The following is a 25,428-nucleotide window of genomic DNA, read 5'->3' on the forward strand; positions in this document are numbered from 1 at the left end:
AGCGGAAAGGGGGACGCATAGGTGGAAGACCGCATCGTGACCGCTCATTTGATGATGGAGGACCGGCAGGCGGAGCTGAGCTTGCGTCCGCGGTATTTGAACGAATACATCGGCCAGTCGCAGGTCAAGGACAACATGAAAATCTACATCGAGGCAGCCAAGCTGAGGCAGGAGGCGCTCGATCACGTGCTGCTGTACGGTCCGCCGGGTCTCGGCAAGACGACGCTCTCGAACATTATCGCCAACGAGCTGGGCGTCAGCATCCGCACGACCAGCGGTCCGGCGATCGAGCGCCCCGGCGATTTGGCCGCCATTTTAACGAATTTGCAGGAAAACGACGTCTTGTTCATCGACGAGATTCACAGGCTGCATCGCACGGTCGAAGAAGTGCTGTATCCCGCGATGGAGGACTTCGCGCTGGACTTCGTCATCGGCAAGGGACCGAGCGCGAGGTCGGTCCGGCTCGACCTGCCGAAGTTTACGCTGATCGGCGCGACGACGCGCGCCGGACTGCTGTCCGCGCCGCTGCGCGACCGGTTCGGCGTCGTCAGCCGCCTCGAGTTTTACACCGAAGACGAGCTCGCCTTCATCGTGTCGCGGACGAGCGATCTGCTTGGCGTCGACATCATCGGCGAAGCTTCCCGGGAGATCGCGCGCAGGGCGCGAGGCACGCCGCGCATAGCGAACCGGCTGCTCAAGCGGGTGCGCGATTACGCGCAGGTGCGCGGAGACGGCATTATCACCGAGCAGCTCGCCCACGAGTCGCTGGAGCGGCTCCAGGTCGATCCGATGGGCCTCGACGCGATCGACCACAAGCTGCTTCACGCGATGATCTCCCGGTACAAAGGCGGCCCGGTCGGCGTGGACACGATCGCCGCGTCGATCGGAGAGGAGAGCCAGACGATCGAGGACGTGTACGAGCCCTACCTGCTTCAGATCGGCTTCCTGCAGCGAACCCCACGCGGCCGCGTGGCGACGTCCGCTGCCTACAGGCATTTGGGCTTGCCGATTCCGGAGCAGCGGGCGTGAGCGCGGAGGCGGACGCCGGCAGGCGGCGCGTCCTGACCGTCTTTTACGACGGCGAATGCAACCTGTGCTTGACGGCCGTGGACCGTCTTCGCCGTTCGCGCACGCGATCCGAGCTTCGGTTCATGCCGCTTCAGTCGGTTCCGGCAGGCAGCCTTGTCGTCACGCCCGGCACGCTTGAACGGGAGGACGGGCATCTGTCGCAGATGCTCGTGAAGGACGAGTCGACAGGCAACATGGTCGGCGGCGCCGATGCGGTCATGCTCCTGCTTCAAGACATGCCAAGCCTTGCCTGGCTCGGAAGGCTGGGCGCGCTGCCCGGGCTGAGGCTGCTCAGCGCCGCCGCTTATCGGTTCGTGGCGAAGCACAGGTACCGGTTGTTCGGAAGAAGCGACGCCTGCAAGGACGGTTCTTGCAAGACGATTGACAGAGACCAAGATGGATCACACGGAGGATCGACATGACTAAATTGAATCGCCGGGTCGCGCTGGGCGCATCCGCCGCGGTCCTGCTCGCTTGGGCGGGGGCCGGCGGACCGGCGGCGAATGCCGCCCTCGTGCCCGATACGATACGCGTCGCCCTGTTTTTGGACCTGGGGTCCAAGTATCAATCCACGACGCCCGTCGCGACGCTCGTATCCGCGGGGGGACTCGGGCTGTCCTGGGTCGGCGGACAAGGAAAGGCGGACTATCCGGCGCCTGGCGGCACGGTCCGGTTCGCGGTCGACGCCTATCGGGCGATGGTGCTCGAGACCGAGGATTTTTCCGCTGCGCAAACGGTCCTGAAGAAGATCCAAGCTTCTTCTAAGGCAGGCTTCGTGACCAAACTGACGAAAAAAGGGAAGCCGGTCTACCAAGTGTCGGAGGGCGTCTATAGCACGGCATCCGCGGCTCAATCCGCCCTGTCGAAGTGGGCGGCCGCGGCAGGCGGGCAGACGTCGCTCGTCCAGCCGTACGTGGCGGGTCCGCTCGCTGTCGAAGCCGGTCCCTACGCCAGCGCGAGCGAGGCCTTGGCGGCGGTCGCGCAGCTCGGCAACGCGGGCTTCGACGCCTTCGTCGCCGTGAAGCCATCGGCGGAGGGCACGGCTTACGCCGTGCGCATCGGACAAGCCGCCGGCCAGGCCGAGCTGACGAAGATCCAAGCCGCCGTCGCGGCCTCCGGATTCTCGGCCCAGCTCCCCGCGGCGGGGGGCGCCTATGCCGTCATTCGCGACGACGTGACCTACACGGGCTCCGCGACGAATTCGGCGCCGCTCTACGCCCTGCCGGCCGCGGGCGGCGTCGCTTTGCAAGCTGACGTTCAGAGCGACGGCACCATCCAGGTCGTCGAGCGCAGCAAGAACAAATATCGAGGCAGCATGCAGATCAGCGTGCTGAACAACAATCTCGCCGTCGTCAACGTCGTCGGACTCGAGCCGTATTTGTACTCCGTCGTCGGCGCCGAAGTCGGCTCGAGCTGGCCGGCTGAAGCCCAGAAGGCGCAGGCGGTCGCCGCCAGGTCGTACGCGCTGGCGGGCGGCGTGACCTATCAAATCGCCGACGTCGTCGACAATACCTATAGCCAAGCCTACAACGGACTCGGCTCGGAGAACGCGAACTCTACCGCTGGCGTGCAGGCGACGGCCGGCGAAGTGATGACGTACGGCGGCAAGATCATCACCGCCATGTTCGGCGCGAGCGCGGGCGGCATCACGGCCGATCCGCTCGAATATGCCGGCAATGCGATTCCCTATTACGCGGGAGCGGTTCAAAGTCCCGACGGCGGCATTCAAAAGGGCAAGCTCGACTGGTACCGCGTCGCGCTCGATTCGGGGACGGTCGGCTATATCCGCGGCGACCTGCTTGCCGACAAGGGACAGAAGAACGAAGCGGGTCTCGCCATGCTCACCGTGACCGGGGACAACGTGCAGGTCCGCCCGAGCCCGCGCGTCCAGACCGACGTCCAGCCCGTCGCCTCCGTCAATGCCGGCGCGCTCGTGCTGTCGCTCGGCAAGACGCCGGAGTACACGAACAACAGCTGGGTAGAAGGTCCGCTGACAGCGGACAAGCTGCTCGCGACGATCAACGCGAAGCTGTCCGACAAAAACAAGATTCAAGGCCCCCTCCGCACGTTAGAGGTATTCGAGACCGGCTCATCCGGGCGGGCGGTCCGTCTCAAGGCGAACGGCACGACCGTTCAGCTGTACGGCGACAGTTGGCGCAGCGCGCTCGGCGGCATCAAGAGCACGCTCTTCAAGATCGACGAGACCGCGCGCGCGACGATCGCCGGCGCGAACGGCGCGAGCCGCGAGGTGCCCGACGGAGCGGGATCCCTGCAGGTGCTCGGCGGCGACGGCACCGTACGCCCGCTTGATTCGGCGGGCGGCACCGCCATCGTCCTGAACGGGTCGGGCCAGGTGCGCGCGATAACCGCTGCACCCCAATTCATCCTGACGGGAACCGGCTTCGGCCACGGGCTCGGCATGTCCCAGTGGGGCGCGCTCGGGCTGGCGGAGCAAGGGTATGACTACAAGAAGATCCTGCAATACTACTATAAGGATATTAAGATCGAGAAGGATGGCGCTTCATGAACGTCGGCGATTACGATTTTGAACTCCCCGAGCGGCTGATCGCCCAGACGCCGCTGTCCGACCGGACTTCGTCCCGTTTGCTGGTCCTGCACAAGGACGGCGGACGGGTCGAACACCGTTCGTTCAAGGATCTAGCGGACTATCTCGTGCCGGGAGACACGCTCGTCCTTAACGATACGAAGGTGATACCGGCGAGATTGTTCGGGCGCAAGGCGGATACCGGCGCGAAGGCCGAAGTGCTGCTCCTCAAGGCGCTCGGCGACGATCGCTGGGAGGCGCTCGTACGGCCCGGCAAGAAGCTGCACAAAGGCGCCGTGCTTCATTTCGGTGAGACGGAAGATTCGATGAAACCGTTGCTGGCCGCCGTCGTAGAAGAAGAAGGCGAAATGGGCGCGAGAACGATCCGTTTTCAGTATGACGGCATTTTTAACGAAATTCTCGATCGGCTCGGCGAGATGCCGCTTCCTCCGTACATCAAAGAGCGTCTGGAGGACCGGGACCGCTATCAGACGGTCTATGCGCAGAACGAAGGCTCGGCCGCCGCGCCGACCGCCGGCCTCCACTTTACGGAGGACTTCCTGCGGGAGCTTCAAGGACGCGGGATCGCCGTATGCCGCGTGACGCTGCATGTCGGGCTGGGCACATTCCGTCCCGTATCGGTGGATAACGTGCTCGAGCACAAGATGCACGAGGAATGGTACGGCGTGGACGAGGAGAACGCGGCTTTGTTGAATCGGGCCAGGCAAGCGGGCACGCGGATCGTCGCGGTGGGCACGACTTCGGCGAGGACGCTGGAGACGCTGGGCCAACGTTTCGGGGACCGGCCCATCGAGGCGTGCAGCGGATGGACGGGCATTTTCATTTATCCCGGCTACGAATTCCGCCTCGTGTCCGCGCTGCTCACGAACTTCCATCTGCCCAAGTCGACGCTGGTGATGCTGGTCAGCGCGCTTGCGGGCCGCGAAGCCGTTTTGGCGGCCTATCGCGAAGCGGTCGCCGACGAGTACCGGTTTTTCAGCTTCGGCGATGCGATGTTCATTACTTAGACGACTTTGGCGCATTAGACAAGAAGGGACCGATCGAGTACAATGCCGGCTATTACTTACGAACTGATCAAGACCTGCGCCCAGACGGGCGCAAGGCTCGGACGCGTCCACACGCCGCACGGCGTCATCGATACGCCTACCTTCATGCCGGTCGGGACGCAAGCGACCGTCAAAGGCATCAGCCCCGAGGAGCTCAAGGATTTGAACGCCCAGATCATCCTGAGCAATACGTACCACCTGTTCGTCAGGCCGGGCCACGAGCTCGTCCGCGCGGCGGGCGGCCTGCACAAGATGATGAATTGGGACCGTCCGATCCTGACAGACAGCGGCGGCTTCCAGGTGTTCTCGCTGGCGCAGATGCGCAAAATCACCGAGGAGGGCGTCACGTTCCGCTCGCATCTGAACGGCGACAAGCTGTTCCTATCGCCGGAGGTCGCGACGGCGGTGCAGAACGCGCTGGGTCCGGACATCATGATGGCGTTCGACGAATGTCCGCCGTACCCCGCAGAGTATGCGTACGTCAAGCAATCGACGGAGCGTACGAGCCGGTGGGCCGAGCGATGCCTCAAGGCGCATGCCAGGCCGCACGATCAAGGCCTGTTCGCCATCGTGCAGGGCGGCATGCACAAGGACCTGCGCGCGCAGAGCGCGGCGGATTTGACTTCCCTGGATTTTCCGGGATATGCTATTGGAGGCCTTAGCGTAGGGGAATCCAAGGAAATCATGTACGAGGTGCTCGACCATACGGTACCGCTGCTTCCTTCGAACAAGCCGCGCTACCTGATGGGCGTCGGTTCGCCGGACGCGCTCGTCGAGGGCAGCATCCGCGGCGTGGACATGTTCGACTGCGTGCTCCCGACCCGGATCGCCCGCAACGGCACGCTCATGACGAGCGAGGGCCGCGTCGTCGTGAAGAACGCGAAGTACGCGGAGGACTTCGGTCCGCTCGATCCGAAGTGCGACTGCTACGCCTGCCGGAACTACTCGCGCTCCTATGTCAGGCATTTGATCCGCGCGGACGAGATGTTCGGGCTTCGGCTTACGACGATCCACAACCTGCATTTCTTGGTTAATCTCATGAGTCAGGTCCGTCAGGCGATCCGCGACGACCGTCTCGGCGATTTCCGCGACGAATTTTTCGAAGCGTACGGCATGGCGACAAACGAGAGCGGCTTCTGATTATTAAAAATACGAAGGGAGGTTTTTTACTATGTGGTTAGCTGACAATGCCGCAGGAGGCGGCGGCAACCTGCTTTATTCGCTGGCGCCGTTCCTGCTTATGTTCGTCGTTTTTTACTTCCTGCTTATCCGTCCGCAGCAGAAGAAATCGAAGAACCGCAACTCGATGCTCCGGGCGCTCGCCAAAGGCGACAAGGTGACGACGATCGGCGGGCTGCACGGCACGATCGCCGAGATCACCGACGATACGATCGTGCTCAAGGTCAACGACGCGACGAAGCTAACGTTCGATCGTTCCGCGATCAACAACGTCGCGGCTCGGTCGGGCGAGTCGAAGTAATAAAAAGCAATAACGAAGCACGAAAAAACAAGCCGCCGGGTCTTGCGACCCGGCGGCTTGTTTTTATGCGATTCAAGAATCCGTCAAACGCGAAGGCGCCAGCTTCTTGAACTCGTCCTGAATAAGGGGCTGACGCTTGCGGCGAAGCGCCGGGCGATCCGCCCAAGCGCCGACCTTGAGGCCGACGGCGACGACGAGGCACGCGAGGACGAAGCCCGCGAACATATCGGTCGCCCAGTGAATGCCGAGGTAGAAGATGGAGAAAAGAATAACGACGGCGTTCGCGACGCCGAATATCGCCCAGCGCCTGCTGCCGGAGCGAAGCGCCAGAAGCGCCATCGTCACGGAAATGGACGTATGGAGGCTCGGAAAGCAATTGTCCAAACCGGACAGTCGGCGATACTGCGTCTCGAAGCTCGGAAAAGCGTCAAGCATCAGAAAACGGATATTCGGCGAAGCGGCCCACGCCTCGTGAACGGGCACGAACAAGTAGAACGGGACCGCGATCAAGTAATTCAGCAGCAAGGCGACGCATAGCGCGTAGTAGAGTCTATCGTTGCCGGCCTTGGCGTAGACGATGAGCGAAGCGACCATAAATCCCTGGAAAACGACCAAGTAGAAAAAGGCGCATACGAGCGTGAGCCAGGGGGATTCGAGCGCTCGCTGCAAGACGCCTTGCCAGCTGCCTTCCCAGCCCGCCAGCGTGCGGGTGAGATCCGCGGGCACGGGCAATGCCGCCTCCAGGCGCAGCTCGAACTTGTTGAGCGCCATGATCAGAAGCAGCGACATAAAAAAAATCGCGTGCTTGGGAGAGCGATACAGCTTGCGAACGAAAGCGGCCGCAGCGGCGAAAGGCTGTCTCGCGGTGCCGTATCCTACGAGGAGCGCCACCGTGACGGCCGTAAGCGCGGATATCGTTTTCATGCTGCCGAATACGATCAACGGAGTCGCTCCTTGCCGCTAGAAATGATTGTATCAGTATAACACGATTTCCCTATTTCTAACGGCGGGAGGCGGTTTTATTTTCCGTTTAAAAGCGCCGAGCGTTTGCCCCCGCGCCGGCGTTCACGCCCAGCATGCCCCCGAAGGCGCCAGCAAGCGCGGCGATCAATCCCAGCAGTCCGATGCGGGAATCGAAGCCGATGTCCTGCGAAAGGAATCCGATGAGCACGACCGCGACCGCATAAAGCAAGCCGGCGATGGCGCCGATATACCAGCCGCGCTTGCCGGATCTTTTGGCTGCCGTGAATCCGCCGGCGAGGCTGGCCGCTCCGTGAACGCCGAATATCCAAGACAGAAGCTTCGTTTCCGGCATGGACGAACTGTAAAGCAGGATCGATAACGCAAGCGTGCCGAGACCCAGCCAAATAAACGCCCAGACGAAGCCCGCGACCAGGGGGGATGCGATGCGAATGCCGGATACGCGTACGGGATTCATATCGATGCACTCCTTTGAATTCAAACGATTTGTACCATTGTATGGGCTTGTACCCGCAGCTAGTACTCGGGAATGCCGATAATTTCCGCAGGGCCGGACCGTATCGCGGGCAGGATGCCCGGTGAGACTACAATCGCAGACCCGACTCCGACATCCGGCAAGGGAGGAACAGCACTTGGAATTGACGGCGATCACGATCCGGACGCTGCTCATGTACTTATTCGTATTCCTCATCCTGCGGTTGATGGGCAAACGGGAGATCGGCAAGCTGTCGGTTTTCGATCTCGTCATCTCGATCATGATCGCCGAGATCGCCGTCATCGCGATCGAAGCGCCGAGTCGCCCCCTTCTGTATGCGGCCGCGCCGATGGGCGTGCTCGTCGTCGTGCAATTGATCGTTTCTACGCTCACGTTGAAAAACCGCAGGCTTCGTCTTTGGTTCGAGGGCAAGCCGAGCGTCATCATAAGCCAGGGCGATTTGAATTGGAAAGAAATGAAAAAGCAGCGCTACAGCCTCGACGATCTGATGATGCAGCTTCGGGAGAACAGGATCGATCACGTCGCGGACGTCGAGCTTGCGGTGCTCGAATCGTCCGGAAAGCTATCCGTCATCATGGCCGATAAACAAAAGAAGGAGACCCCGCCCGCCCAGGAAGAAGCGAAGCCGAAAATAAAATACGGCTTGCTGCCGCTCCCCCTGATCATGGACGGTCTCGTGCAGGACGACAGCCTCGAACGTATCGGCAAAAACCGGTTTTGGCTCAGGCAGGAGCTGCGGCGGGAAGGCGTCAAAGCGTTTAAGCAGGTCGCGTTCTGCAGCCTGGATCACAAAGGACGGCTCTATATCAATCGAAGGCCTTAGCGCGCGTCTTATTTGAAAAATCGACCGAAAATCGGAATGCGCGCAGCGTCATGCCTGTCGATCAGCCTCATGGCCATGAGAAGGAGCAAATAAACGACGAGCGACAATGCGCCTGCCGCCAGCAGGTCCAGCCAGACGCCCGGTAGCCTGCCGGCGTTCCATATCCAGAGCGCGACCGCGCCCATAATCGTCATGGCGGCGCCGATCTTGAGGAAGTCGCCAGGGAGCAATCGGACGCCTGTCAACCGGACGACGCTGATCCAATGCAGCAGCGTGACCAGCGCCATGTTGGCGCCGATGGCAATGACCGCGCCGCGGATGCCGAGCTCGGGCTTCGACGCCAGCTGAACGATCAGGACCAGCTTCACCAAGGCCCCGGCGAACGTATTGAACAGCGCCGTGCCCGGACGGTCCAGCGCCTGAAGGGCAGCCTGAAGCGGCGCTTGCATGTACAAAAACACGGCGGCGGGAGCCAGCAGGCTCAGCAAGGCGCCGGGCTCGGGATCTCCGTAGATAAGCCCGCAGATCGGCCGGCCGAACAACGCCATCAGAATGATAAACGGGGCGCCGGTCACGACGGCCAGCCGCATCGATTGATGAAGGCGCTTCTGGATGGCGGGCCGGTCGCCCCTGGCGGCGGCCTCCGACAGCGAAGGCACGAGCGACGTCGCCAGCGAAAAGGTGAGCGAGCCGGGCAGCAGCAGCAGCGGGATGACCATGCCTTGGAGGATGCCATACTGCGCGGTAGCCGCGGCGGTGCCCAGGCCGGCCGCGATCAAGGCGCGCGCCGTGAGGATCGACTCGAACAGGTAGGATAATGAACCGATCATCCGGCTGCCCGTGACGGGCACCGCGATCTGAAGCAAGGCGCGCGTTCGGCTCTCTTTGGCACCGGACGGTGGCGGAGGTCCATCAATCGCCGCGAGCCCGCCGTTAGTCGCAGGCGAGCCTTCGGCTTTTCCGCGTCCGCGAGCTTCGCTCCTCAGATGCAGCCAAAGCGCCGCGAGGCCGGCCAGTTCGCCCGCGCCTGTTCCGATCATCGCGCTGGCCGCGGCCGCCTCGAGTCCCCAAGGCAGGAACAAAAAGGCGAGCGTCAACGACAGCGCGATTCGGATCACCGTCTCGACCGTCTGCGAGACAGCCGTCGGCAGCATGTCCTGCTTGCCTTGAAAGTAACCCCGCCAGATGGCGGATACGGCTACGAGCGGAATGACCGGGATAATGGCCAGGAACGCGGTGTGAACCCGAGGATCGGTCATCAGGCTGGACGAGATCCAGTCCGACAGCGCGAGGCAAAGCCCGCATACGGTCAAGCTGGCCGTCAATGCGATGGTCAGCGCCGTCCGGCGGATGCGGACGGCTTCGTCCGCGTCCCCGCGGGAATCGGCGGCGGCCACGAGCTTTGCCACGGCCAGCGGCAACCCGCCCGTGATAATCGTCAGCACGACGATAAAGAACGGAAAAACAAGCTGGACGAGTCCTACGCCTTCGGCGCCGATCAGCCGAGGCAACGCGATCCGAGGCACGAAGCCGAGCAATCGGTTGAGGAGACCGGCGGCGAGCAGGATCATGGCTCCCTGGATAAAGGTTTGTTTGCGCGGCGACAAGGTTCATCCCATCCTTCGCTCTTCGGTTCGTCTACCTCACCAGCATATGCGGGGGCTGTCCGCAATCATGCCAAGCCTTGCCGGACAAGGCGCGCAGACGGCGTTTGCAGGAATTCGGCAAGCGGCGACGAAAGGTATATACTGTTGGTTTGAGTGGAACGCGAGTAGACACGCAGGGCGGCAAGGCAGCAGGCGCGAAGCGGGAAGGGGGAACTGCCGATGACGGACGAGGTGCGCATAGACGGCATGGACGAGGCGGAGTTGAACCGAACGATCAGGGAGCTCTGCGAGAGCAAGGCCGAAGAATTCCGGATGATCGGCTACGACCAGGCGACGGGACCCGAGATTTGGGAATGCGTGAGCGACAAGTATCACAAGAAGGGAACCCCTCCGCTGCATGCGATCGTCAATGACATCCTGTCGCTGAAGGTGACGAACTTCATGAACTATATTACGCTGAGCATCTATCGGGGAGAGAAAAGACGATAGATTCGCGAGGCGGAACGGGCGCGTTCCAGCTCATGGATACGTGCCCGAAGGCTCCCGTTCTGGGAGCCTTTTTTCGCGCTTATCATGACGTTTCGACAAATTGACTTCGCTTTGAGCGCGTAGGTATAATAGGAACATTGAGAATCGAAAGGGGTCGGCAATACCATATGAACCGGATGCTCGCTTTCGTGCTCGTGGTTCTCGTTTCGTTCGGCGTTATCGCGGCTACCAGCCCGTATTTGCTGGACAAGACGAAGCTAGGGCTCGATTTGCAAGGCGGCTTTGAAATTTTGTACGAAGCATCCCCGCTCTCGGGATCGGGCGAAGTCACGAAGGATTCGCTCAACAAGACGGCCGAGAGCATCAAGAAGCGGATCGACGCGCGAGGCGTCGGGGAATCCGAAGTGACGCCGGAAGGCAAGAACCGGATCCGCGTCAAGATCGCGGGCGTCGCCGACGAGGCGGAAGTCCGCAAGATGCTGCAAAAACCGGCCGTCCTTACTTTCCGCAGTGCGGACGGTTGCGCTGCGGACGCTGGATATTGCAAGGTCGAATTGCAAGGCAACGAGTTCAAGGAAGGCGCCGCGAAGGTCGAGTACAACCAACTCCGGGAACCGCTCGTCGCCATCCAGGTCAAAGACAAAAAGAAGTTCGAGGAAATCTCGACGCGTCTCCTGGGCAAGCAGCTCGCGATCTACCTCGACGAGGACCTGCTGTCCGATCCGACCGTACAGGGCGTATTCACCGACGGCACGGCTACCATCTCCGGCCAGCCGACGCCGGCCGACGCCAAGGCGCTGGCCGACACGATCAACCTCGGCGCGCTGCCGCTGAAGCTGACCGAGAAGTATACGCAAAGCGTAGGCGCGACGCTCGGCAAGAAGTCGCTCGAAGAGACGCTGCTGGCCGGCATCATCGCATCGGTCGCCATCTTTGTTTTCATGGTCGTTTTTTATCGTCTTCCCGGCGTCATCGCAGGCTTCTGCTTGCTCGTGTTCGTCTGGCTGCTGATCGGCGTCTTCTGGCTGATGGGCGCGACGCTGACGCTGCCCGGCATCGCCGCGTTCGTACTCGGCATCGGCATCGCGGTCGACTCGAACATCATCACGGCCGAACGGATCAAGGACGAGATCCGCACGGGCAAGAGCATCGCGTCGTCGCTGCGGTCCGGCAACAAGAACAGCTTCCGCACGATCATCGACGCGCATATCACGAACATCATCGCCGGCGCCGTGCTTTACTTTATCGGCCAAGGTTCGGTCAAGGGCTTCGCGGTCGTGCTGCTCGCGTCGATCATCTGCAACATCGCGACCAACATCTTCCTGCCCCGCTACTTGATGCACCTGCTCGTGAAGAGCGGCAAGTTCAACAAGGTCGGCTACTATGGCGTAAAGGAGAGTGAAATCCGTGCGCTATAAGTTTCACGACATCGACTGGATCAAATGGAGCAAGCCTTTCTTCATCGCTTCGCTCGTTATCGTGCTGATCGGCATTTTGTCGCTCTCCATCCGGGGGCTGAACTACGGCATCGACTTCCAATCGGGCACGTCGGTGGACATCGCCATCACCAAGCAAGTGAACGGCGACGACATCAAGGCGTTTCTCGAGAAGGAAGAGCTCGGCGAGTACCACCTGACGACCGCCGCCGAACGACTGTCGATCCGATTCAAGGCTGCGCTGACGGAAGACCAGCAGAGCAAGCTCGAATCGGACTTCAAGTCCCAGTTCGACGACAAGGCATCGTTCGAAAAGAACATCGTCGACGTCGAGATCGCCAAGGAGCAGCAGACGAACGCGCTGCGCGGCGTCCTGATCGCTTCGCTCGGCATCATCATCTATATCGCGATCCGCTTCGAATGGCGGTACGCGATCTCGTCGGTCATCGCGCTGCTGTATGACGCGTTTATCGTCATCACGTTGTTCTCGATCTTCCATCTGGAAGTCAATCTTCCGTTTATCGTCGCCGTGCTGACGATCATCGGTTACTCGATCAACGATACCGTCGTCATTTTCGACCGGATCCGCGAGAACATGCGCTTCGCCAAGGTAAAGTCCGAAGCCGATCTCGCCAAGGTCGTCAACGACAGCATCACCCAGACGCTGACCCGCTCGATCAACACGGTCATCACCGTCGCCTTCGCCGCCGTCTGCCTCTTCGTATTCGGCAGCGAATCGATCAAGATGTTCTCGCTCGCCATGATCTTCGGTTTGATCAGCGGCGCCTATTCCTCCATCTTCATCGCCAGCCCGCTCTGGTTCTGGATGAAACGCAAAGCGAAGCCTGCCAAGCCCGTCAAGGCGCAGCCGGCGCCTTGACGGAACAAGGAATAGAGGTGTATCGATAAGATGACTCAAAAAAGGACCGGCAAAACGCTGCATGGCATCAAGGTTTCCCTGCTCGGGTTGCTCGTACTGTCGGTCTTCAAGGGTCTCGCGGGTTGGTTCACGGGCAGCAAGGCGCTGATGGCGGACGCTTGCCATTCGGCCGCCGACTTCGCCGCCGCCGTCAACTCTTATCTGCGGCATCGCCGGGCCATCGCGCCTCGCGGCGCCGCCGAGCGGCAGCGCGAAGCGGTGGCGGCCGTCGTCTTCGCGGCGCTGCTGCTGCTCGCCGGCCTCGAGATGGCGATCTCCTCGCTGCGCGCGATCGCGTGGGGCGAGGACCGCGCGCCCGGCTGGGGCGCCGTCATCGTCATCGCGGCCGGCATGGTCGCCCGCGAAGCGCTGATCCTGTACCGCCGCAGCTACGAGCACCGAATGGGACTGCGTCCCGAAGCGTCGCGTACCGACCGCTCGGACGTGTTCGCGTCGTTGACCGCGCTGGTCGGTACGGCCGGCGCCATGACCGGACAGCTGCTGGACCTGCCCGTCCTGTACGTGCTCGACCCGGCCGCCGGACTCGTGATCGGCGTCTTCGTACTCCGTATGGGGTACCGGCAGGCGGCTTCCGCCATCGGCGCGGTCGAACGCAGGCCGATGGACGAGGTGGACGCTCAGACGCTGCTTGAAGTGGTGCAGCGGGTCGACGGCGTCGTCGCCGTCGACGAGCTCAGAGCGAAGGAACACGGTCATTACGTGATCATCGACGTCCTTATTCGCGTGAATCCGCGCATCTCGGTATTGGATGGACACGATGTCGCGCAGCGCGTGCGAAGGCAGCTGACCAAGCGGTTTTTGCATGTGTCGGACGCCAGCGTGCGCGTCGAGCCGTACGATCCGGGCTATCCTTACAAATCGAATCACCAAGAAGAAGAAATGCCTACTTTAATTCAATAAATCGCTGTGGACTCCGCCGCCCAAGGCGGAGTCCACAGTGCTGTAAGGCAGAAAGGAGCGATTCCGGGTGAAATCCACCTATCGCTGGGTATTGGCGGAAGAAGACGACGAAAAAGCGGCCGCTCTCGGCGCGCAGCTTGGGCTGGCGCCGCTCGTCAGCCGTCTCCTCGTGTCGCGGGGCTATCGGGACGCGGAGGCGGCGGAGCGATTTCTGCATCCTGGGCTCCGCGACCTGCACGATCCCTATTTGCTGCTCGGCATGGAACGGGCCGTGGCCCGGATCCGCCAAGCGATCGAAGGCGGGGAGCGTATCCGCGTATACGGCGATTACGACGCGGACGGCGTGACCTCGACGGCGCTTATGCACAGGCTTCTCCATCGGCTCGGCGCCGACTTCGATACATACATTCCGCATCGCAGCAAGGAGGGCTACGGGCTCAACCTGCCCGCGATCGACCTGGCGGCGGAAGCGGGCGTCAAGCTCATCGTGACGGTAGACAACGGGATCAGCGCGGTAGAGCAGATCGCCTATGCGGCAACGCGCGGCATCGACGTCGTCGTGACCGATCACCATGAACCGCCGGCCGCGTTGCCGACCGCGGCGGTCGCCATCGTCAATCCGAAGCAGCCCGGCTGCCCGTATCCGTTCAAGGAGCTCACGGGCTCCGCGGTCGCGTTTAAGCTTGCGCATGCGATGCTCGGCGAACCGGATCTCGCGTTCGCGGACGTAGCGGCAATCGGCGTCGTCGCGGACTTGATGCCGCTGACCGGCGAAAATCGCGCGATCGTGAAGCTGGGACTCGAGGAGATGAACGCGCGGCCGTCACCGGGCATCAAGGCGCTGGCGCAAATTTCCGGCGCCGAGCCGGGGCGGCTTACGAGCGGCCGCATCGCTTTCGGGCTCGCGCCGCGGCTGAACGCGGGCGGCAGGCTGGCCGAAGCGGATACGGCGCTGCGGCTTCTCATCACCGCCGACCAGAGCGAAGCCGAGCTGTTGTCGGCAGAGCTTGACATGCTGAATCAGGAACGACAGCAGCTGGTAGAGGACACGCTCGTCCAAGCCGACGCCGCTTGGCAGGCGATCGCGGCTGCCCACGGCGGGCGAGGCCCCGCGGTGATCGTCGTCGCGGGCGAAGGCTGGAACGCGGGCATCGCCGGCCTTGTCGCCTCGAAGCTCGTCGAGCGTTACTACAAGCCGACCGTCGTTCTTGCGGCCGACGCAGCCACGGGCCTGTGCAAAGGCTCGGCGCGCTCGATCGAAGGCTTCGACCTGCATGCCGCGCTCACCGCCTGCGCGGAGGAGCTGGAGCACTTCGGCGGCCACAAGGCGGCGGCCGGCATGACGATGCGGACAGAGCGGGTCGCCGCGCTGGGCGAGAAGCTGTCCGCGCTCGCGGAAAGCTGGCTGTCGGCGGACGACTGGATCCCGCGCAAGAAGGCCGACCTCGTCTGCAGAGCTTCCGAGCTGACGCTCGAGGCCGCCGAGCAGCTTCGCGCGCTCGAACCGTGCGGCATCGGCAATCCTTCGCCCCGATTCGTGCTGCGCGGCGCGGAAGTGATCGACGCCAAGGCGATGGGCAAGGAGAGCAGGCATTTGCGCGCGGTGCTGGGGCAAGGCGGCCGCAAGCTGGAGGCCGTTTACTTCGGCAGAGGCGCCGACTGCGGCGCCATGCTGGGCTGCGGGACGGCGAACGTGCTGGGCGAGCTGTCCGTGAACGAGTGGAACGGCAGCAAGCGCGTGCAGCTCATGCTGCAGGATTGGCAGTCGGCCGCGCTGCCCGTGCACGACCGTCGGCACGAGGCCGACTGGCGCAGCGCATTGCTGACGCTGGCTGCGGCTGCCGGCTCGGCGGGCCTGCTCGCCGTCGCGGCGAGCGAAGCCGCGGTGGCCGAGCTGCGCGAGGCGCACGGCGAAGTCGCCGGGCTGACCGTCGCTTCATACGCCGAAGCGGCCGCTGCGGCGTCCGGCGCGGATACGCTGCGCCTCGTGCTCATCGATCTGCCGGAGGCGGGCGATGGCCTGGAGGGGCTGCGGGGGCTGTTGACCGGCTGCGTCGTCGAGGAGATCCATCTCCTCTCGGCCGGCCGCGCATCGTCCGGCTCGCGCAGCCGATCGCCGCAGGGCGGACGCATGCCGAGCCGGGAACAGTTCGGCGAAGTGTACGGCCTGCTCAAACGCAAAGGGAGCTGGATCGAGACGCCGGACGGATTTCTCCGCCAGGTGGCGGAGCGAACCGGCCGGACGCTCGCGGACGTCGTGATGATGCAGGACGTGTTCGAGGAGCTCGGCTTCTTGCGGCGGAGCCGGGCGTCGGTCGAGATCGTCGCCCAGCCCCCGAAGCGTCAGCTGGAGGAGTCCGCGAGATACCGCAAGGCGCTGCTCCGGTCGGAGGCCGAGGCGCTGGCCGCGATGTCTCCGGCCGAGCTGCGGAATTGGCTGCGGGCGCTCGCCGAAGGTAACGATGGCAAGCGGCTGAGATCAAGTGTATAATGCAAGCTGGCGAACTTGTTCTGAAGGAGCGATTGAGAATGGATTTTAAACCATATATTCGCGTTATTCCCGATTTTCCCGTACCCGGGATCCGATTCAAGGATATTACGACCCTGCTAAACAACGGCGAGGTATACCGCGCCGCCATCGACGAACTTAAAGAACGCGTGAAGGACTGGGAGATCGATATCGTCGCCGGTCCCGAAGCGCGCGGCTTCGTCATCGGCGCGCCGCTCGCGCTGGCGCTCGGCGTCGGCTTCGTGCCGATCCGCAAGTCGGGCAAGCTCCCCGGCGAGACGGTAGAAGCCGGCTACGACCTGGAGTACGGCAAAGACACGCTGGCCGTGCACAAGGACGCGATCCAACCGGGCCAGCGCGTGCTCATCGCGGACGATCTGCTGGCTACGGGCGGCACGATCGCGACGACGATCAAGCTCATCGAGCAGCTTGGCGGCGAGATCGTCGGCGCCTCCTTCTTGATCGAGCTGAGCTATCTCGACGGACGGGACAAGCTCAAGGGCGCGCGCGTCGAGTCGCTGGTCCAGTACTAACCGAATATCGCGGCGAATCGCGGCACAGCTGCCGAGGCCGGACGTTCCGCCTGCCGGAGCGTCCGGCCTTTTTGCGGTCTCGTTCCCTTCCCGGCCGTTCGGTTCGCTTGATCTTCAGCCGATCTTCAGCATCGCCTCAGAGTCGCTTCAGCGCCTCGAAGCATAATGGGAATACACGAATAGCGGGCAACGCAGAGGGGCGACATCGCGATGAATCCAATCAAAGGCATACGTATTCTCGCCGTAGACGACGAACCGAACATTTTGCAATTTTTAGAGCTGGGATTGGTCAATGAAGGCTTCGAGGTACAGACCGCGCCCGACGGAATGACGGCGATCAACCTGGCCAAGAGCTTTAAGCCGCATGTCGCTATCCTGGACGTGATGATGCCAGGCATGGACGGCTTCGAGGCTTGCAAGCTGCTGAAGAAAACCGAGAACGTGGCGGTTATCATGCTCACGGCCAAGGACGAGGTGGACGATCGGGTCAAAGGGCTTTTGCTGGGCGCGGACGACTATATGTCCAAGCCGTTCAGCTTCGAGGAGCTGCTGGCCCGCATTCACGCGCGTGTTCGCAACCAATTTCCGCTCATGTCCGGCCAGGCCGTGTTCGGTCCGATCAGCATCGACGACCGGCGCAAGGAGATCAGCCTTAGCGGCCGGGTGCTGGAGCTGTCGCCGACCGAATACGAGCTGCTCAAATACATGGTCATCAACCATGGCATCGTGCTGAGCAAGGCGCTCATCCTCGACAAGGTTTGGGGCTACGATTTCGGAGGCGACGAAAACATCGTCGAGGTGTACATCCGATCGCTGCGCGAGAAGCTCGGGGACAAGGAACATCAGTTGATCCGCACGCTGCGCGGCGCGGGCTACAGGATCGATCTGCCATGAGGCGGGCGTCCGGGGGCGCCCCGCGAACGCAACTGAAGGGCTCGCTGCGTCTTCAGCTGCTGTCGCGGTCGCTGCTCGTGGTGGCGGTGCTGCTGGTGTTCATCGGATTGTTCCAGTACGTGCTCATGCGCAAGTTCACTTACGAGAACAAAGCTTCCGCGCTCCGAAGCCAGATCCTGTCGCTGCCGCCGGACATCTGGCGGGACCGCCAGGGACATGGCGCCTCAGGCGTCGACCGCACGATGAAGTCCGGGTTCGGGCTGGGCATCGGCAAACCGCAGGACGAGGACGATACGGACGGCTGGAGGGATGGGGAAACGGGGCAAACGGACGCATCCGGCGAGATGCGAGGCCGTTATTACGTCCCGGATGCGACCGTCGTCCTGATCGGGACCGATCTGAGCTTCACGACGTTGTCCGAATGGACGGATCAGGCGGAGCCGCCGCGGCTCTCCGACGAGACGTACCAGTCGGCCATGAATAGCGGGGAGGGCGAGCCGGGGGGCGCGGACTACCGGATCGCGAAAGATGCCGAAGGCCGCGAGCAGCTCGTGGTTCTTCGTTCGCTCGGCAAGGACGGTCAAGGCTCCGGCGTCATTCAGATCAGCACGGGCACGGAAGAGCTCAAGCGGACGCTGAACGGCCAACTGCTGATGTTCGGCGCTCTATCGCTGCTGGCGCTGTTCGCGGGGCTGCTTGCGCTGCTGCCCGTGCTGCGTCGCACGCTAACGCCGCTGTCCGAACTGGTCGACAAGGTCGAACGGATCGACGCCGGCAACCTGGACGAACAATTCCCGGCGATCGCGAAGCCGGTGGAGATCGGACGGTTGTCCGCTTCCTTCAACGGCATGCTGTCGCGGCTAGGCGATGCGTTCGAGACCGAGAAGGAAGCGAAGGAGCATATGCGGCAATTCGTAGCGGACGCCTCGCATGAACTGCGAACGCCGCTCACTTCGATTCACGGCTTTCTGGAGGTGCTGCTGCGGGGCGCATCGAACAATCCCGAGCAGCTCGAGCGCGCGCTTCGCAGCATGCACGGCGAGTCGGAGCGGCTCCGCAAGCTGGTCGGGGACCTGCTGACGCTGGCGAAGCTCGATCAACGGGGCGGCGTTCATGCCGTCCGCGGCAACCTGAGCGACACCCTGCGCGAGATGGAGCCGCAGCTGCGGATGCTGGCCGGCGCCCGCGAGGTCGGGTTCGCGCTGCCGGAGGGCATGTACTGCCTGTACGATCCGGATAAGATCAAGCAGGTCGTGCTCAATTTGTTTCACAACGCCGTTCAGCACACGGATGCGGAGGAGGGAGCCATCACGCTCTCGATCCGTCGCTCGGACGGCCACGTGCATCTCGACGTCGGCGACAACGGCTCCGGCATCGACGCCGCGCACCTGCCGCATGTATTCGACCGTTTCTACCGAAGCGACTCTTCCCGCACGCGCAAATACGGGGGGGCCGGACTCGGGCTGTCGATCTCCAAGTCGATCGTCGACGCGCTCGGCGGCGGCATCGGGGTTACGAGCGAGCCAGGCCGGGGCACCATCTTTACGATTCTTTTGCTCGAAGCCTGATTATAGTCAAGCTGCCTCTCCCTCGCGGGAAGGCAGCTTTTTTTGACCGAATGCCTTCGCCGCCGTCGCTAGCCTCCTTGCGCGCCCTCGTTCAGGCAACCTTCAGCATCGGCTCATGAAGCGCTCAGTTCGAGTTAAGGGAGCATTCAGACCCGCCGCCTATAGTTAGGGGCATGGAGCTTTCGTCCCGAGGAGTGACCGGCATGATACCCGTACGAAGCCGTCTTGTCCGGTTTTATTATTGGCGGAGCGCGCGCGGAAAGCCGCTCGCGCTCTTCCTCGGGAGTGGTGCGGAAACGGCATTTTCATCTGTCTTTAAGCCCTTGTTCATCTTTAATTCACGCAAGTCTGCTAGTCTCCTCTTATCGTACATAGGAGGTCGTCTAGGATGAGGAAGAGCAGAAAGTGGATCGCCTGGATCGTGATCGTCTGCCTGATCGCGGCCGGCGGCGGAGGCTATTGGTGGTATACGTCCAAGGACACGAAGGCGGCGACGAGCGGTCCGTCCTTTACCCAGTCCCGCGTGACCAAAGGGACGATCACGAAGAGCGTCTCCGGCAGCGGCGCCGTCGAAGTCAGCGAATCGGAGACGGTGAAGCCGTCCGAAGCCGCGACGGTGGAGACGGTCAAGGTAACCGAAGGACAGGCGGTCAAAAAAGGAGCGGTGCTCGCGACGTTCGAGGGCGAGGACGTCAGTCTCTCCCTCAGCAAGTCCGAGCTAAGTCTCGAGCAACTGCAGATGCAGCTGGAGCAGGCCCAGGAGAAATGGAAGTCCCTGCAAATTTCCAGTGCCGAGCAAGCCGATATCGAATCGGCCGAGATGAGTATCAAGACGATTCAGCTGAACATCAAGCAAACGCAGCTGGACATGCAGGATACGCAGGAAAAAGCGAAGGCGCCCGACCCGATCGTCGCATCGATCGACGGTACGGTGACGGCCGTGAACATCAAGGACGGCGACGCGGTAAACGGCCAGACCGAAGCGTTCACGATCGTTAACTACGACAAGCTGGACATCCAGATCTCGGCGGACGAGCTCGATATCTCGCAGTTGAAGCTCGGGCAAACCGCGAACATCACGATGGACGCGCTCAGCGGCCAGGCGTTCACGGGCAAGGTGACCGAGATCGCCAAAGAAGGCACCTCGACGAACGGAGTCGCGACGTTCCCCGTCACGGTGCGGCTGGATAAGACGGACGGCGTCATGCCGGGCATGAACGGAAGCGTCGACGTCGTCATCGAGTCGAAGCAGGACGCGCTGCTCGTGCCGGTCGAGGCGGTTACGCAGATGGGCACGAAGTATTTCGTGCGCGTCCCGGCGGACGGTACGACAACGGGGCAAACGGCAGGCGGCCAGTCTGCCGGCGGTCAGGCTGCAGGCGGGCAAGCTGCAGACGGGCAAGCGCCAAGCGGCGACCAGGCTGCAAGCGGCCAGGGAACCGGCGGTCAGCCAGCTACCGGCCAGTCTGCCGGCGGTCAAGCGGCAGGCGGTAACGTGCCAGAGGGTATGCCTCAGGCAGGTGCGGCTCAAGGCGGCAACGCAGCCGGCGCTCAAGGCGGCTACGGCGGCGGCCAGGGCAGACAAGGCGGCTACGGCGGCGCAGGTCGTCAAGGCGGCTATGGCGCGGCAGCCGGCGGCTTTACGAGAGGCGCTCAAGGCCAGACGGCCGCAGGCGTCGCGAGCGCGAATTTTACCCTCAAAGAGATTACCGTCGGCATCACGACGGATTCCCAAGTCGAAGTATTGACCGGGCTGACCGAAGGCCAGACGGTACTGATCCCCGTGACGGTATCGACGAGCTCGGGCAATCAGCAGCAGGCGGGCTTCGCCATAGGCGGCGGCTTCGGCGCGGGCGGCGGCGCGTTCCCGGCAGGCGGAGGCAACTTCGGCGGGGGCGGCAACTTTGGCGGCGGCACCAATCGTACAGGCAGCACCGGCGTCCGTACCGGCACGGGCACTGCGGGAGGTCGATGACATGAGCAAGTCCGCGCCCTCTCCTCTGATCACCATGGAGGACGTATTCAAAAAGTACACGCTGGCGGGAGAGACGCTGAACGCGCTCGACGGCATTACGCTTACGGTCAACAAAGGCGACTTCATGGCGATCATCGGGCCTTCGGGCTCCGGCAAGTCGACGCTCATGAACGTGCTCGGTTGCCTCGATACGCCGACCAGCGGCAAGTATTCGCTGGACGGCGCCGAGGTCGGCAAGCTCAGCGACAATAAGCTGGCGAACATTCGGAACAACAAGATCGGCTTTATCTTTCAAAGCTTCCACCTGCTGCCCCGTCTCCGGGCGATCGAAAACGTCGAGCTGCCGCTTATCTATCGCGGCATGTCCGGCCGCGAACGCCGGGCGCTCGCGAAGGAGGCGCTCGAGAAGGTCGGGCTCGGCGATCGCATGTATCACGTCCCGAACCAGCTGTCGGGCGGTCAGCAGCAGCGCGTCGCCATCGCCAGGGCGCTCGCGGGACGGCCGCCTCTGCTGCTGGCGGACGAACCGACGGGCGCGCTCGACAGCAAGACGAGCCGGGACGTCATCGGCCTGCTCAAGGAGCTGAACGCCGAAGGCAATACGATCGTGCTCATCACGCACGACCCGAAGGTCGCCGAGCAGGCGCAGCGCGTCGTGCGCATTCAGGACGGCAAGCTGACCGAAGAGAGGAGCGTCGCTTCATGAAGCTGAGCCAAGGCATCCGCATGGCTTGGGGGAGCGTCCGCGCCCAGCCGCTTCGCACGCTGCTCACCGTACTCGGCATCTTGATCGGCGTCGCTTCCGTGACGATCATGGTCGCGATCGGCAACGGCACGTCGGAGCAGGTCAAGAGCCAGCTCCAGGGCCTCGGCACGAACATGCTGACGGTCAACGTCGTCGGCCGCGGCGCGGTCACCAGCATCAAGCCGACCGACGTGCAGTCGCTGGCGGACGTGGACAACGTCGACAGCTACGCGCCGAACATCAGCGGCAACGTGACCGCGAAGTCCGGCACGCTCACCTACTCGGCGTCCGTCAACGCGACGACCTCGGCGTTCGCCGGCATTCGCGATTACGAGGTGGCGCAGGGTCGCTTTATCATGGACATCGACGACTCGTTTAAGCAAAAGGTGGCCGTCATCGGTTCCGAGGTCGTGACCGAGCTGAAGCTGAGCAATCCGGTCGGCAGCAAGATTTCGCTGAACGGCATTCCGTACAAGATCGTAGGCGTCCTCGCAGCAAAGGGCAGCACGACGAACGGATCGAGCGACAACGTCGTCATCGTGCCGTTGTCCACGGCGCGCGTCGTGCTTCAGACGGACGCGATCCGCACGATCTACGTGCAGGTCGACAGCGAGAAAAACGTAGACAAGGTGCAGACGGCGCTCGAGAGCAACCTCAAATCCTTTTTCCGCAACGACGAAGACAGCTATAATGTGTTCAACCAACAGGATCTGCTCGAGACGATCACGTCGGTATCGACTTCGGTCTCTACGCTGCTGACCTACGTGGCGGCTATCTCCCTGCTCGTCGGCGGCATCGGCGTCATGAACATGATGCTCGTCTCGGTGACGGAGCGCACGCGGGAGATCGGCATCCGCAAGTCGCTCGGGGCCAAGCAGCGCGACATTCTGTTCCAGTTTCTCGTCGAGGCTTCGATGATCGGCCTGCTCGGCGGCATCGCCGGGGTGGCGGTCGGCGCGAGCGGCTCCAAGTTCGTCGGCAAAATGATGGATTCGCCCGCTTCTCCGTCCGTCGATATCATGGTGATCGCGGTCGTCTTTTCGATCGGCGTCGGCGTGCTGTTCGGGTTTCTGCCGGCTAGGCGTGCATCCCGTCTCAATCCGGTCGAGGCGCTGCGCCAATAATCGAATCGCAAGCTTGAATGAAAGGAGGCAGGCCGGTTGTCCGCGCACATCCTCGTCATCGAAGACGATCCGTACATCAGCGAGTTGATCGGCCTGTATCTGAAGCGCGAAGGCTTCGGCTACGACGTGGCGGGCGACGGGGAGGACGGTTGGGATCTGTTTTCCGCCAGACCTCCCGATCTCGTCATTCTCGACCTTATGCTACCGGGGCTGGACGGCTGGGCCGTCTGCCGCAAGATTCGCGCCGAGCGCTCGACGCCGATCATCATCCTCACGGGCAAGGGCGAGAGCTACGACAAGCTCAAGGGCTTCGAGCTCGGCGCGGACGATTACCTCGTGAAGCCTTTCGATCCGAAGGAGCTCATGGCTCGCGTGCGCGCCGTTCTCCGGCGGACGATGCCGGGGTTCGCGCGGGAACCGATCCGGATCCCCGACCTGACGATCGACCTGGACCGCTATATCGTCGAGTGCTGCGGATCGGAGCTTACGCTGCCGCCCAAGGAGATGGAGCTGCTGCATCTGCTCGCTTCGATTCCCGGCCGGGTTTTCACCAGGGATCAGCTCCTGGATCGGATATGGGGCTTCGAATTCGACGGCGATCCGCGCACGGTAGACGTGCACATCAAGAGAATCCGGGAGAAAATCGGCATGACGGAGCATTATCGAATCGAAACCATACGGGGCGTCGGCTACAAATTCGAGGTGAGCGGGGCATGAGGCGGTACAGCGGCATTACCGTCAAGCTGCTGCTCGCCTTTTTTGCCGTTCTGCTCATCTCCTTCGCCATCACGATGTTCGTTTCCGACCGTTTCGTCCGGTCGCAGCTGCGGGATCGCAACGACCAGATGGAAGCGCGGCAGCTCGACGTGACGGCGGCGCTCGTGCGCAGCGCGTACCGGGAACAGTGGAGCCGTACGCAGATGACGTCCGCGCTTCAGATGAGCGGGGGGCCGAACCGGACGATCGTCATTTTGAACAACGCAGGGGAGGTCGTGCTGCAGTCGGGCAATCCGAACGCCGGCGGGAACGTAGAGATCGATCCGCAGGCGCTGAAAGAGACGCTGGCGGCCCGGGACAAGCATTGGCGACCCGGCGACGCGTCCGGCGAAGGCAAGATCCGCATCGCGGCGGGGCCCGTCGGCGGCGACGCTTCGTGGAACGCACAGACGATTCTAATCGTTTCGCAGGCGTTCCAGCAGGATTTTAACGTATTCAGCGGCTTGTTCCGCAACATTATGATCACGATGCTCGTGGTCTCGACAATCATGGTTCTCATCGTTTCGCGCGGCATGACGGCAAGGCTCAGGCGCATGACGCAGGCGGCCAGGGATATCGCCAAGGGCAAGTTCGATACCCGACTGCCCGACCGGCATCGCGACGAGATCGGCGAATTGGCCTCTTCGCTCAACCATATGTCCGCCGAGCTGGGCAGTCTCGACCGGATGCGCAGAGAGTTTCTCGCCAACGTGTCGCACGACCTCAGATCCCCGCTCACCTCGATCGGCGGCTTCGTCGAGGCGATGCTGGACGGCGCCGTGCCGCAGGATAAAGAAATGCACTACCTGGGGCTCGTTCGCGAGCAGACGCAGCGGATGAACCGGCTCGTCAACGACTTGCTCGACGTGGCGCGCATGGAGACGGGTCAGCTCGAGATCTCGCCGGTGCCGTACAATCTCAGCAGTTGGATCCGGGGGCTGCTCGCCCGCATGTCTCCCGATGCGGAGCGCCGGGGCATCAAGCTCGAGCTGATCGGGGACGCTGAGGACCTCTGGGTGCTGGCGGATCCCGACCGGATCGACCAGGTGCTCGCGAATCTCGCGCTGAACGCGATCCAGTTCTCGCCGAACGGCCGGACGGTGCATGTCGAAGCGGTCCGCGACGGAGCGCGCGCGCGAGTCAGCGTGCGGGATCGCGGCGTCGGCATTCCCGGCGAAGAGCTCGATAAAATCTGGCAGCGTTTCTATAAATCCGACAAAGCCCGCTCCGCGCGAACGGGCAGCGGCCTGGGACTCGCCATCGTTCAATTCGTGCTCGAGAAGCACGGCACAGCGGCTTCCGTCGACAGCGCCGAGGGGGTCGGCACGGTGTTCACCTTCTCGCTGCCGCTGTCGGAGCAGCCGTCCCATCCGCCTTATTCCGCCCGCGACGGGGCCTGACGGCGCCCGCGGGCTGTTGACGGTTCCCTCCGCCAAGAGGCATAATGGAGGGAATACTTCACGATTCGCGGCGGCCCGCGTTTTTTCTCGCT

General features: G+C 62.7%; 23 protein-coding genes. 20 read left to right on the plus strand and 3 right to left on the minus strand.

Translation table 11 applies throughout. The annotated features are described in order from the left end of the window. Nucleotides 1–21 precede the first annotated feature (21 nt). Genes ruvB through yajC form a run of 6 tightly spaced genes read left to right on the plus strand, consistent with a single transcriptional unit; the run spans nucleotide 22 to nucleotide 6,160 of the window. Entirely contained in the window at nucleotides 22–1,029 is a 1,008-nt protein-coding gene (ruvB, locus tag BM235_RS17995) for a Holliday junction branch migration DNA helicase RuvB (RefSeq protein WP_090115612.1), read from the plus strand. Beyond that, a complete protein-coding gene (locus BM235_RS18000) occupies nucleotides 1,026–1,490 on the plus strand; it encodes a thiol-disulfide oxidoreductase DCC family protein (protein WP_143106699.1) in 465 nt (154 codons plus the stop codon). Before ruvB ends, BM235_RS18000 begins: the two co-directional genes overlap by 4 nt. Then, the gene (locus BM235_RS18005) at nucleotides 1,487–3,595 is read left to right on the plus strand and encodes a SpoIID/LytB domain-containing protein (RefSeq protein WP_090115613.1); all 2,109 of its coding nucleotides are present in this window, start codon (nucleotides 1,487–1,489) and stop codon (nucleotides 3,593–3,595) included. Before BM235_RS18000 ends, BM235_RS18005 begins: the two co-directional genes overlap by 4 nt. Next, complete coding sequence (gene queA / locus BM235_RS18010; RefSeq protein ID WP_090115614.1) at nucleotides 3,592–4,641, plus strand: tRNA preQ1(34) S-adenosylmethionine ribosyltransferase-isomerase QueA; 1,050 nt, start codon at nucleotides 3,592–3,594, stop codon at nucleotides 4,639–4,641. Before BM235_RS18005 ends, queA begins: the two co-directional genes overlap by 4 nt. A gap of 42 nt (nucleotides 4,642–4,683) precedes the next feature. Continuing rightward, entirely contained in the window at nucleotides 4,684–5,820 is a 1,137-nt protein-coding gene (gene tgt, locus BM235_RS18015; protein ID WP_090115615.1) for a tRNA guanosine(34) transglycosylase Tgt, read from the plus strand. Nucleotides 5,821–5,851: 31 nt separating this feature from the next. Next, nucleotides 5,852–6,160, plus strand: coding sequence for a preprotein translocase subunit YajC (yajC, locus tag BM235_RS18020; protein ID WP_090115616.1), 309 nt, complete (start codon nucleotides 5,852–5,854; stop codon nucleotides 6,158–6,160). A gap of 72 nt (nucleotides 6,161–6,232) precedes the next feature. On the opposite strand, the gene BM235_RS18025 is transcribed toward yajC, so the two are convergent. Beyond that, nucleotides 6,233–7,102 carry a phosphatase PAP2 family protein gene (locus BM235_RS18025; RefSeq protein ID WP_090115617.1) on the minus strand — a complete coding sequence of 290 codons (870 nt, stop codon included), beginning with the start codon at nucleotides 7,100–7,102 and terminating at the stop codon, nucleotides 6,233–6,235. A gap of 88 nt (nucleotides 7,103–7,190) precedes the next feature. Then, entirely contained in the window at nucleotides 7,191–7,598 is a 408-nt protein-coding gene (locus tag BM235_RS18030; protein WP_090115618.1) for a TIGR04086 family membrane protein, read from the minus strand. Between the two features lie 175 nt (nucleotides 7,599–7,773). Here BM235_RS18030 and BM235_RS18035 point away from each other — a divergent pair, with 175 nt between their 5' ends. Continuing rightward, a complete protein-coding gene (locus tag BM235_RS18035; protein ID WP_255374450.1) occupies nucleotides 7,774–8,460 on the plus strand; it encodes a DUF421 domain-containing protein in 687 nt (228 codons plus the stop codon). A gap of 8 nt (nucleotides 8,461–8,468) precedes the next feature. Here BM235_RS18035 and spoVB read toward each other — a convergent pair whose 3' ends face one another. Continuing rightward, a complete protein-coding gene (gene spoVB, locus BM235_RS18040; protein WP_255374451.1) occupies nucleotides 8,469–10,067 on the minus strand; it encodes a stage V sporulation protein B in 1,599 nt (532 codons plus the stop codon). A gap of 219 nt (nucleotides 10,068–10,286) precedes the next feature. Between spoVB and BM235_RS18045 the strand changes: the two genes are divergently transcribed. The 13 genes from BM235_RS18045 to BM235_RS18105 all read left to right on the plus strand — a co-directional run bounded on the left by BM235_RS18045 (nucleotide 10,287) and on the right by BM235_RS18105 (nucleotide 25,336). Further along, complete coding sequence (locus BM235_RS18045; RefSeq protein ID WP_255374452.1) at nucleotides 10,287–10,556, plus strand: post-transcriptional regulator; 270 nt, start codon at nucleotides 10,287–10,289, stop codon at nucleotides 10,554–10,556. A gap of 167 nt (nucleotides 10,557–10,723) precedes the next feature. Then, the gene (secD, locus tag BM235_RS18050) at nucleotides 10,724–11,974 is read left to right on the plus strand and encodes a protein translocase subunit SecD (RefSeq protein ID WP_090115619.1); all 1,251 of its coding nucleotides are present in this window, start codon (nucleotides 10,724–10,726) and stop codon (nucleotides 11,972–11,974) included. Continuing rightward, nucleotides 11,964–12,872, plus strand: coding sequence for a protein translocase subunit SecF (gene secF / locus BM235_RS18055; protein ID WP_090115620.1), 909 nt, complete (start codon nucleotides 11,964–11,966; stop codon nucleotides 12,870–12,872). The genes secD and secF overlap by 11 nt, the downstream gene beginning before the upstream one ends. Before the next feature lie 30 nt (nucleotides 12,873–12,902). Next, the gene (locus tag BM235_RS18060; protein ID WP_090115621.1) at nucleotides 12,903–13,832 is read left to right on the plus strand and encodes a cation diffusion facilitator family transporter; all 930 of its coding nucleotides are present in this window, start codon (nucleotides 12,903–12,905) and stop codon (nucleotides 13,830–13,832) included. 67 nt (nucleotides 13,833–13,899) lie between these two features. Continuing rightward, a complete protein-coding gene (gene recJ / locus BM235_RS18065) occupies nucleotides 13,900–16,323 on the plus strand; it encodes a single-stranded-DNA-specific exonuclease RecJ (RefSeq protein ID WP_090115622.1) in 2,424 nt (807 codons plus the stop codon). A 38-nt stretch (nucleotides 16,324–16,361) separates the two neighbouring features. Then, nucleotides 16,362–16,874, plus strand: a complete 513-nt coding sequence (locus BM235_RS18070) for an adenine phosphoribosyltransferase (protein ID WP_090115623.1) — start codon at nucleotides 16,362–16,364, stop codon at nucleotides 16,872–16,874. 210 nt (nucleotides 16,875–17,084) lie between these two features. After that, a complete protein-coding gene (locus tag BM235_RS18075; protein ID WP_090115624.1) occupies nucleotides 17,085–17,768 on the plus strand; it encodes a response regulator transcription factor in 684 nt (227 codons plus the stop codon). After that, complete coding sequence (locus BM235_RS18080; protein WP_090115625.1) at nucleotides 17,765–19,336, plus strand: sensor histidine kinase; 1,572 nt, start codon at nucleotides 17,765–17,767, stop codon at nucleotides 19,334–19,336. Before BM235_RS18075 ends, BM235_RS18080 begins: the two co-directional genes overlap by 4 nt. A 388-nt stretch (nucleotides 19,337–19,724) precedes the next feature. Further along, nucleotides 19,725–21,311: an efflux RND transporter periplasmic adaptor subunit gene (locus BM235_RS18085; protein WP_090115626.1), complete on the plus strand. Its 1,587-nt coding sequence runs from the start codon at nucleotides 19,725–19,727 to the stop codon at nucleotides 21,309–21,311. Nucleotide 21,312: 1 nt separating this feature from the next. Next, entirely contained in the window at nucleotides 21,313–22,017 is a 705-nt protein-coding gene (locus BM235_RS18090; RefSeq protein WP_090115627.1) for an ABC transporter ATP-binding protein, read from the plus strand. Beyond that, complete coding sequence (locus BM235_RS18095) at nucleotides 22,014–23,180, plus strand: ABC transporter permease (RefSeq protein ID WP_090115628.1); 1,167 nt, start codon at nucleotides 22,014–22,016, stop codon at nucleotides 23,178–23,180. The genes BM235_RS18090 and BM235_RS18095 overlap by 4 nt, the downstream gene beginning before the upstream one ends. 36 nt (nucleotides 23,181–23,216) lie before the next feature. Continuing rightward, on the plus strand, nucleotides 23,217–23,897 hold the full coding sequence (locus BM235_RS18100; protein ID WP_090115629.1) for a response regulator transcription factor: 681 nt from the start codon (nucleotides 23,217–23,219) through the stop codon (nucleotides 23,895–23,897). Then, nucleotides 23,894–25,336, plus strand: a complete 1,443-nt coding sequence (locus tag BM235_RS18105) for a sensor histidine kinase (RefSeq protein ID WP_090115630.1) — start codon at nucleotides 23,894–23,896, stop codon at nucleotides 25,334–25,336. Before BM235_RS18100 ends, BM235_RS18105 begins: the two co-directional genes overlap by 4 nt. Nucleotides 25,337–25,428 lie beyond the last annotated feature (92 nt).

Source organism: Cohnella sp. OV330, assembly GCF_900112065.1.
Lineage (GTDB): Bacteria > Bacillota > Bacilli > Paenibacillales > Paenibacillaceae > Cohnella.

Excerpts from the sequence above, each read along its gene's own strand:
- BM235_RS18075 (WP_090115624.1), top strand. The coding sequence starts at position 17,085 with ATGAATCCAATCAAAGGCATACGTATTCTCGCCGTAGACGACGAACCG.
- BM235_RS18095 (WP_090115628.1), top strand. The coding sequence starts at position 22,014 with ATGAAGCTGAGCCAAGGCATCCGCATGGCTTGGGGGAGCGTCCGCGCC.
- BM235_RS18030 (WP_090115618.1), bottom strand. The coding sequence starts at position 7,598 with ATGAATCCCGTACGCGTATCCGGCATTCGCATCGCATCCCCCCTGGTC.
- BM235_RS18080 (WP_090115625.1), top strand. The coding sequence starts at position 17,765 with ATGAGGCGGGCGTCCGGGGGCGCCCCGCGAACGCAACTGAAGGGCTCG.
- BM235_RS18090 (WP_090115627.1), top strand. The coding sequence starts at position 21,313 with ATGAGCAAGTCCGCGCCCTCTCCTCTGATCACCATGGAGGACGTATTC.
- yajC (WP_090115616.1), top strand. The coding sequence starts at position 5,852 with ATGTGGTTAGCTGACAATGCCGCAGGAGGCGGCGGCAACCTGCTTTAT.
- secD (WP_090115619.1), top strand. The coding sequence starts at position 10,724 with ATGAACCGGATGCTCGCTTTCGTGCTCGTGGTTCTCGTTTCGTTCGGC.
- queA (WP_090115614.1), top strand. The coding sequence starts at position 3,592 with ATGAACGTCGGCGATTACGATTTTGAACTCCCCGAGCGGCTGATCGCC.
- BM235_RS18060 (WP_090115621.1), top strand. The coding sequence starts at position 12,903 with ATGACTCAAAAAAGGACCGGCAAAACGCTGCATGGCATCAAGGTTTCC.
- tgt (WP_090115615.1), top strand. The coding sequence starts at position 4,684 with ATGCCGGCTATTACTTACGAACTGATCAAGACCTGCGCCCAGACGGGC.
- BM235_RS18005 (WP_090115613.1), top strand. The coding sequence starts at position 1,487 with ATGACTAAATTGAATCGCCGGGTCGCGCTGGGCGCATCCGCCGCGGTC.
- BM235_RS18085 (WP_090115626.1), top strand. The coding sequence starts at position 19,725 with ATGAGGAAGAGCAGAAAGTGGATCGCCTGGATCGTGATCGTCTGCCTG.
- BM235_RS18105 (WP_090115630.1), top strand. The coding sequence starts at position 23,894 with ATGAGGCGGTACAGCGGCATTACCGTCAAGCTGCTGCTCGCCTTTTTT.
- BM235_RS18045 (WP_255374452.1), top strand. The coding sequence starts at position 10,287 with ATGACGGACGAGGTGCGCATAGACGGCATGGACGAGGCGGAGTTGAAC.
- BM235_RS18070 (WP_090115623.1), top strand. The coding sequence starts at position 16,362 with ATGGATTTTAAACCATATATTCGCGTTATTCCCGATTTTCCCGTACCC.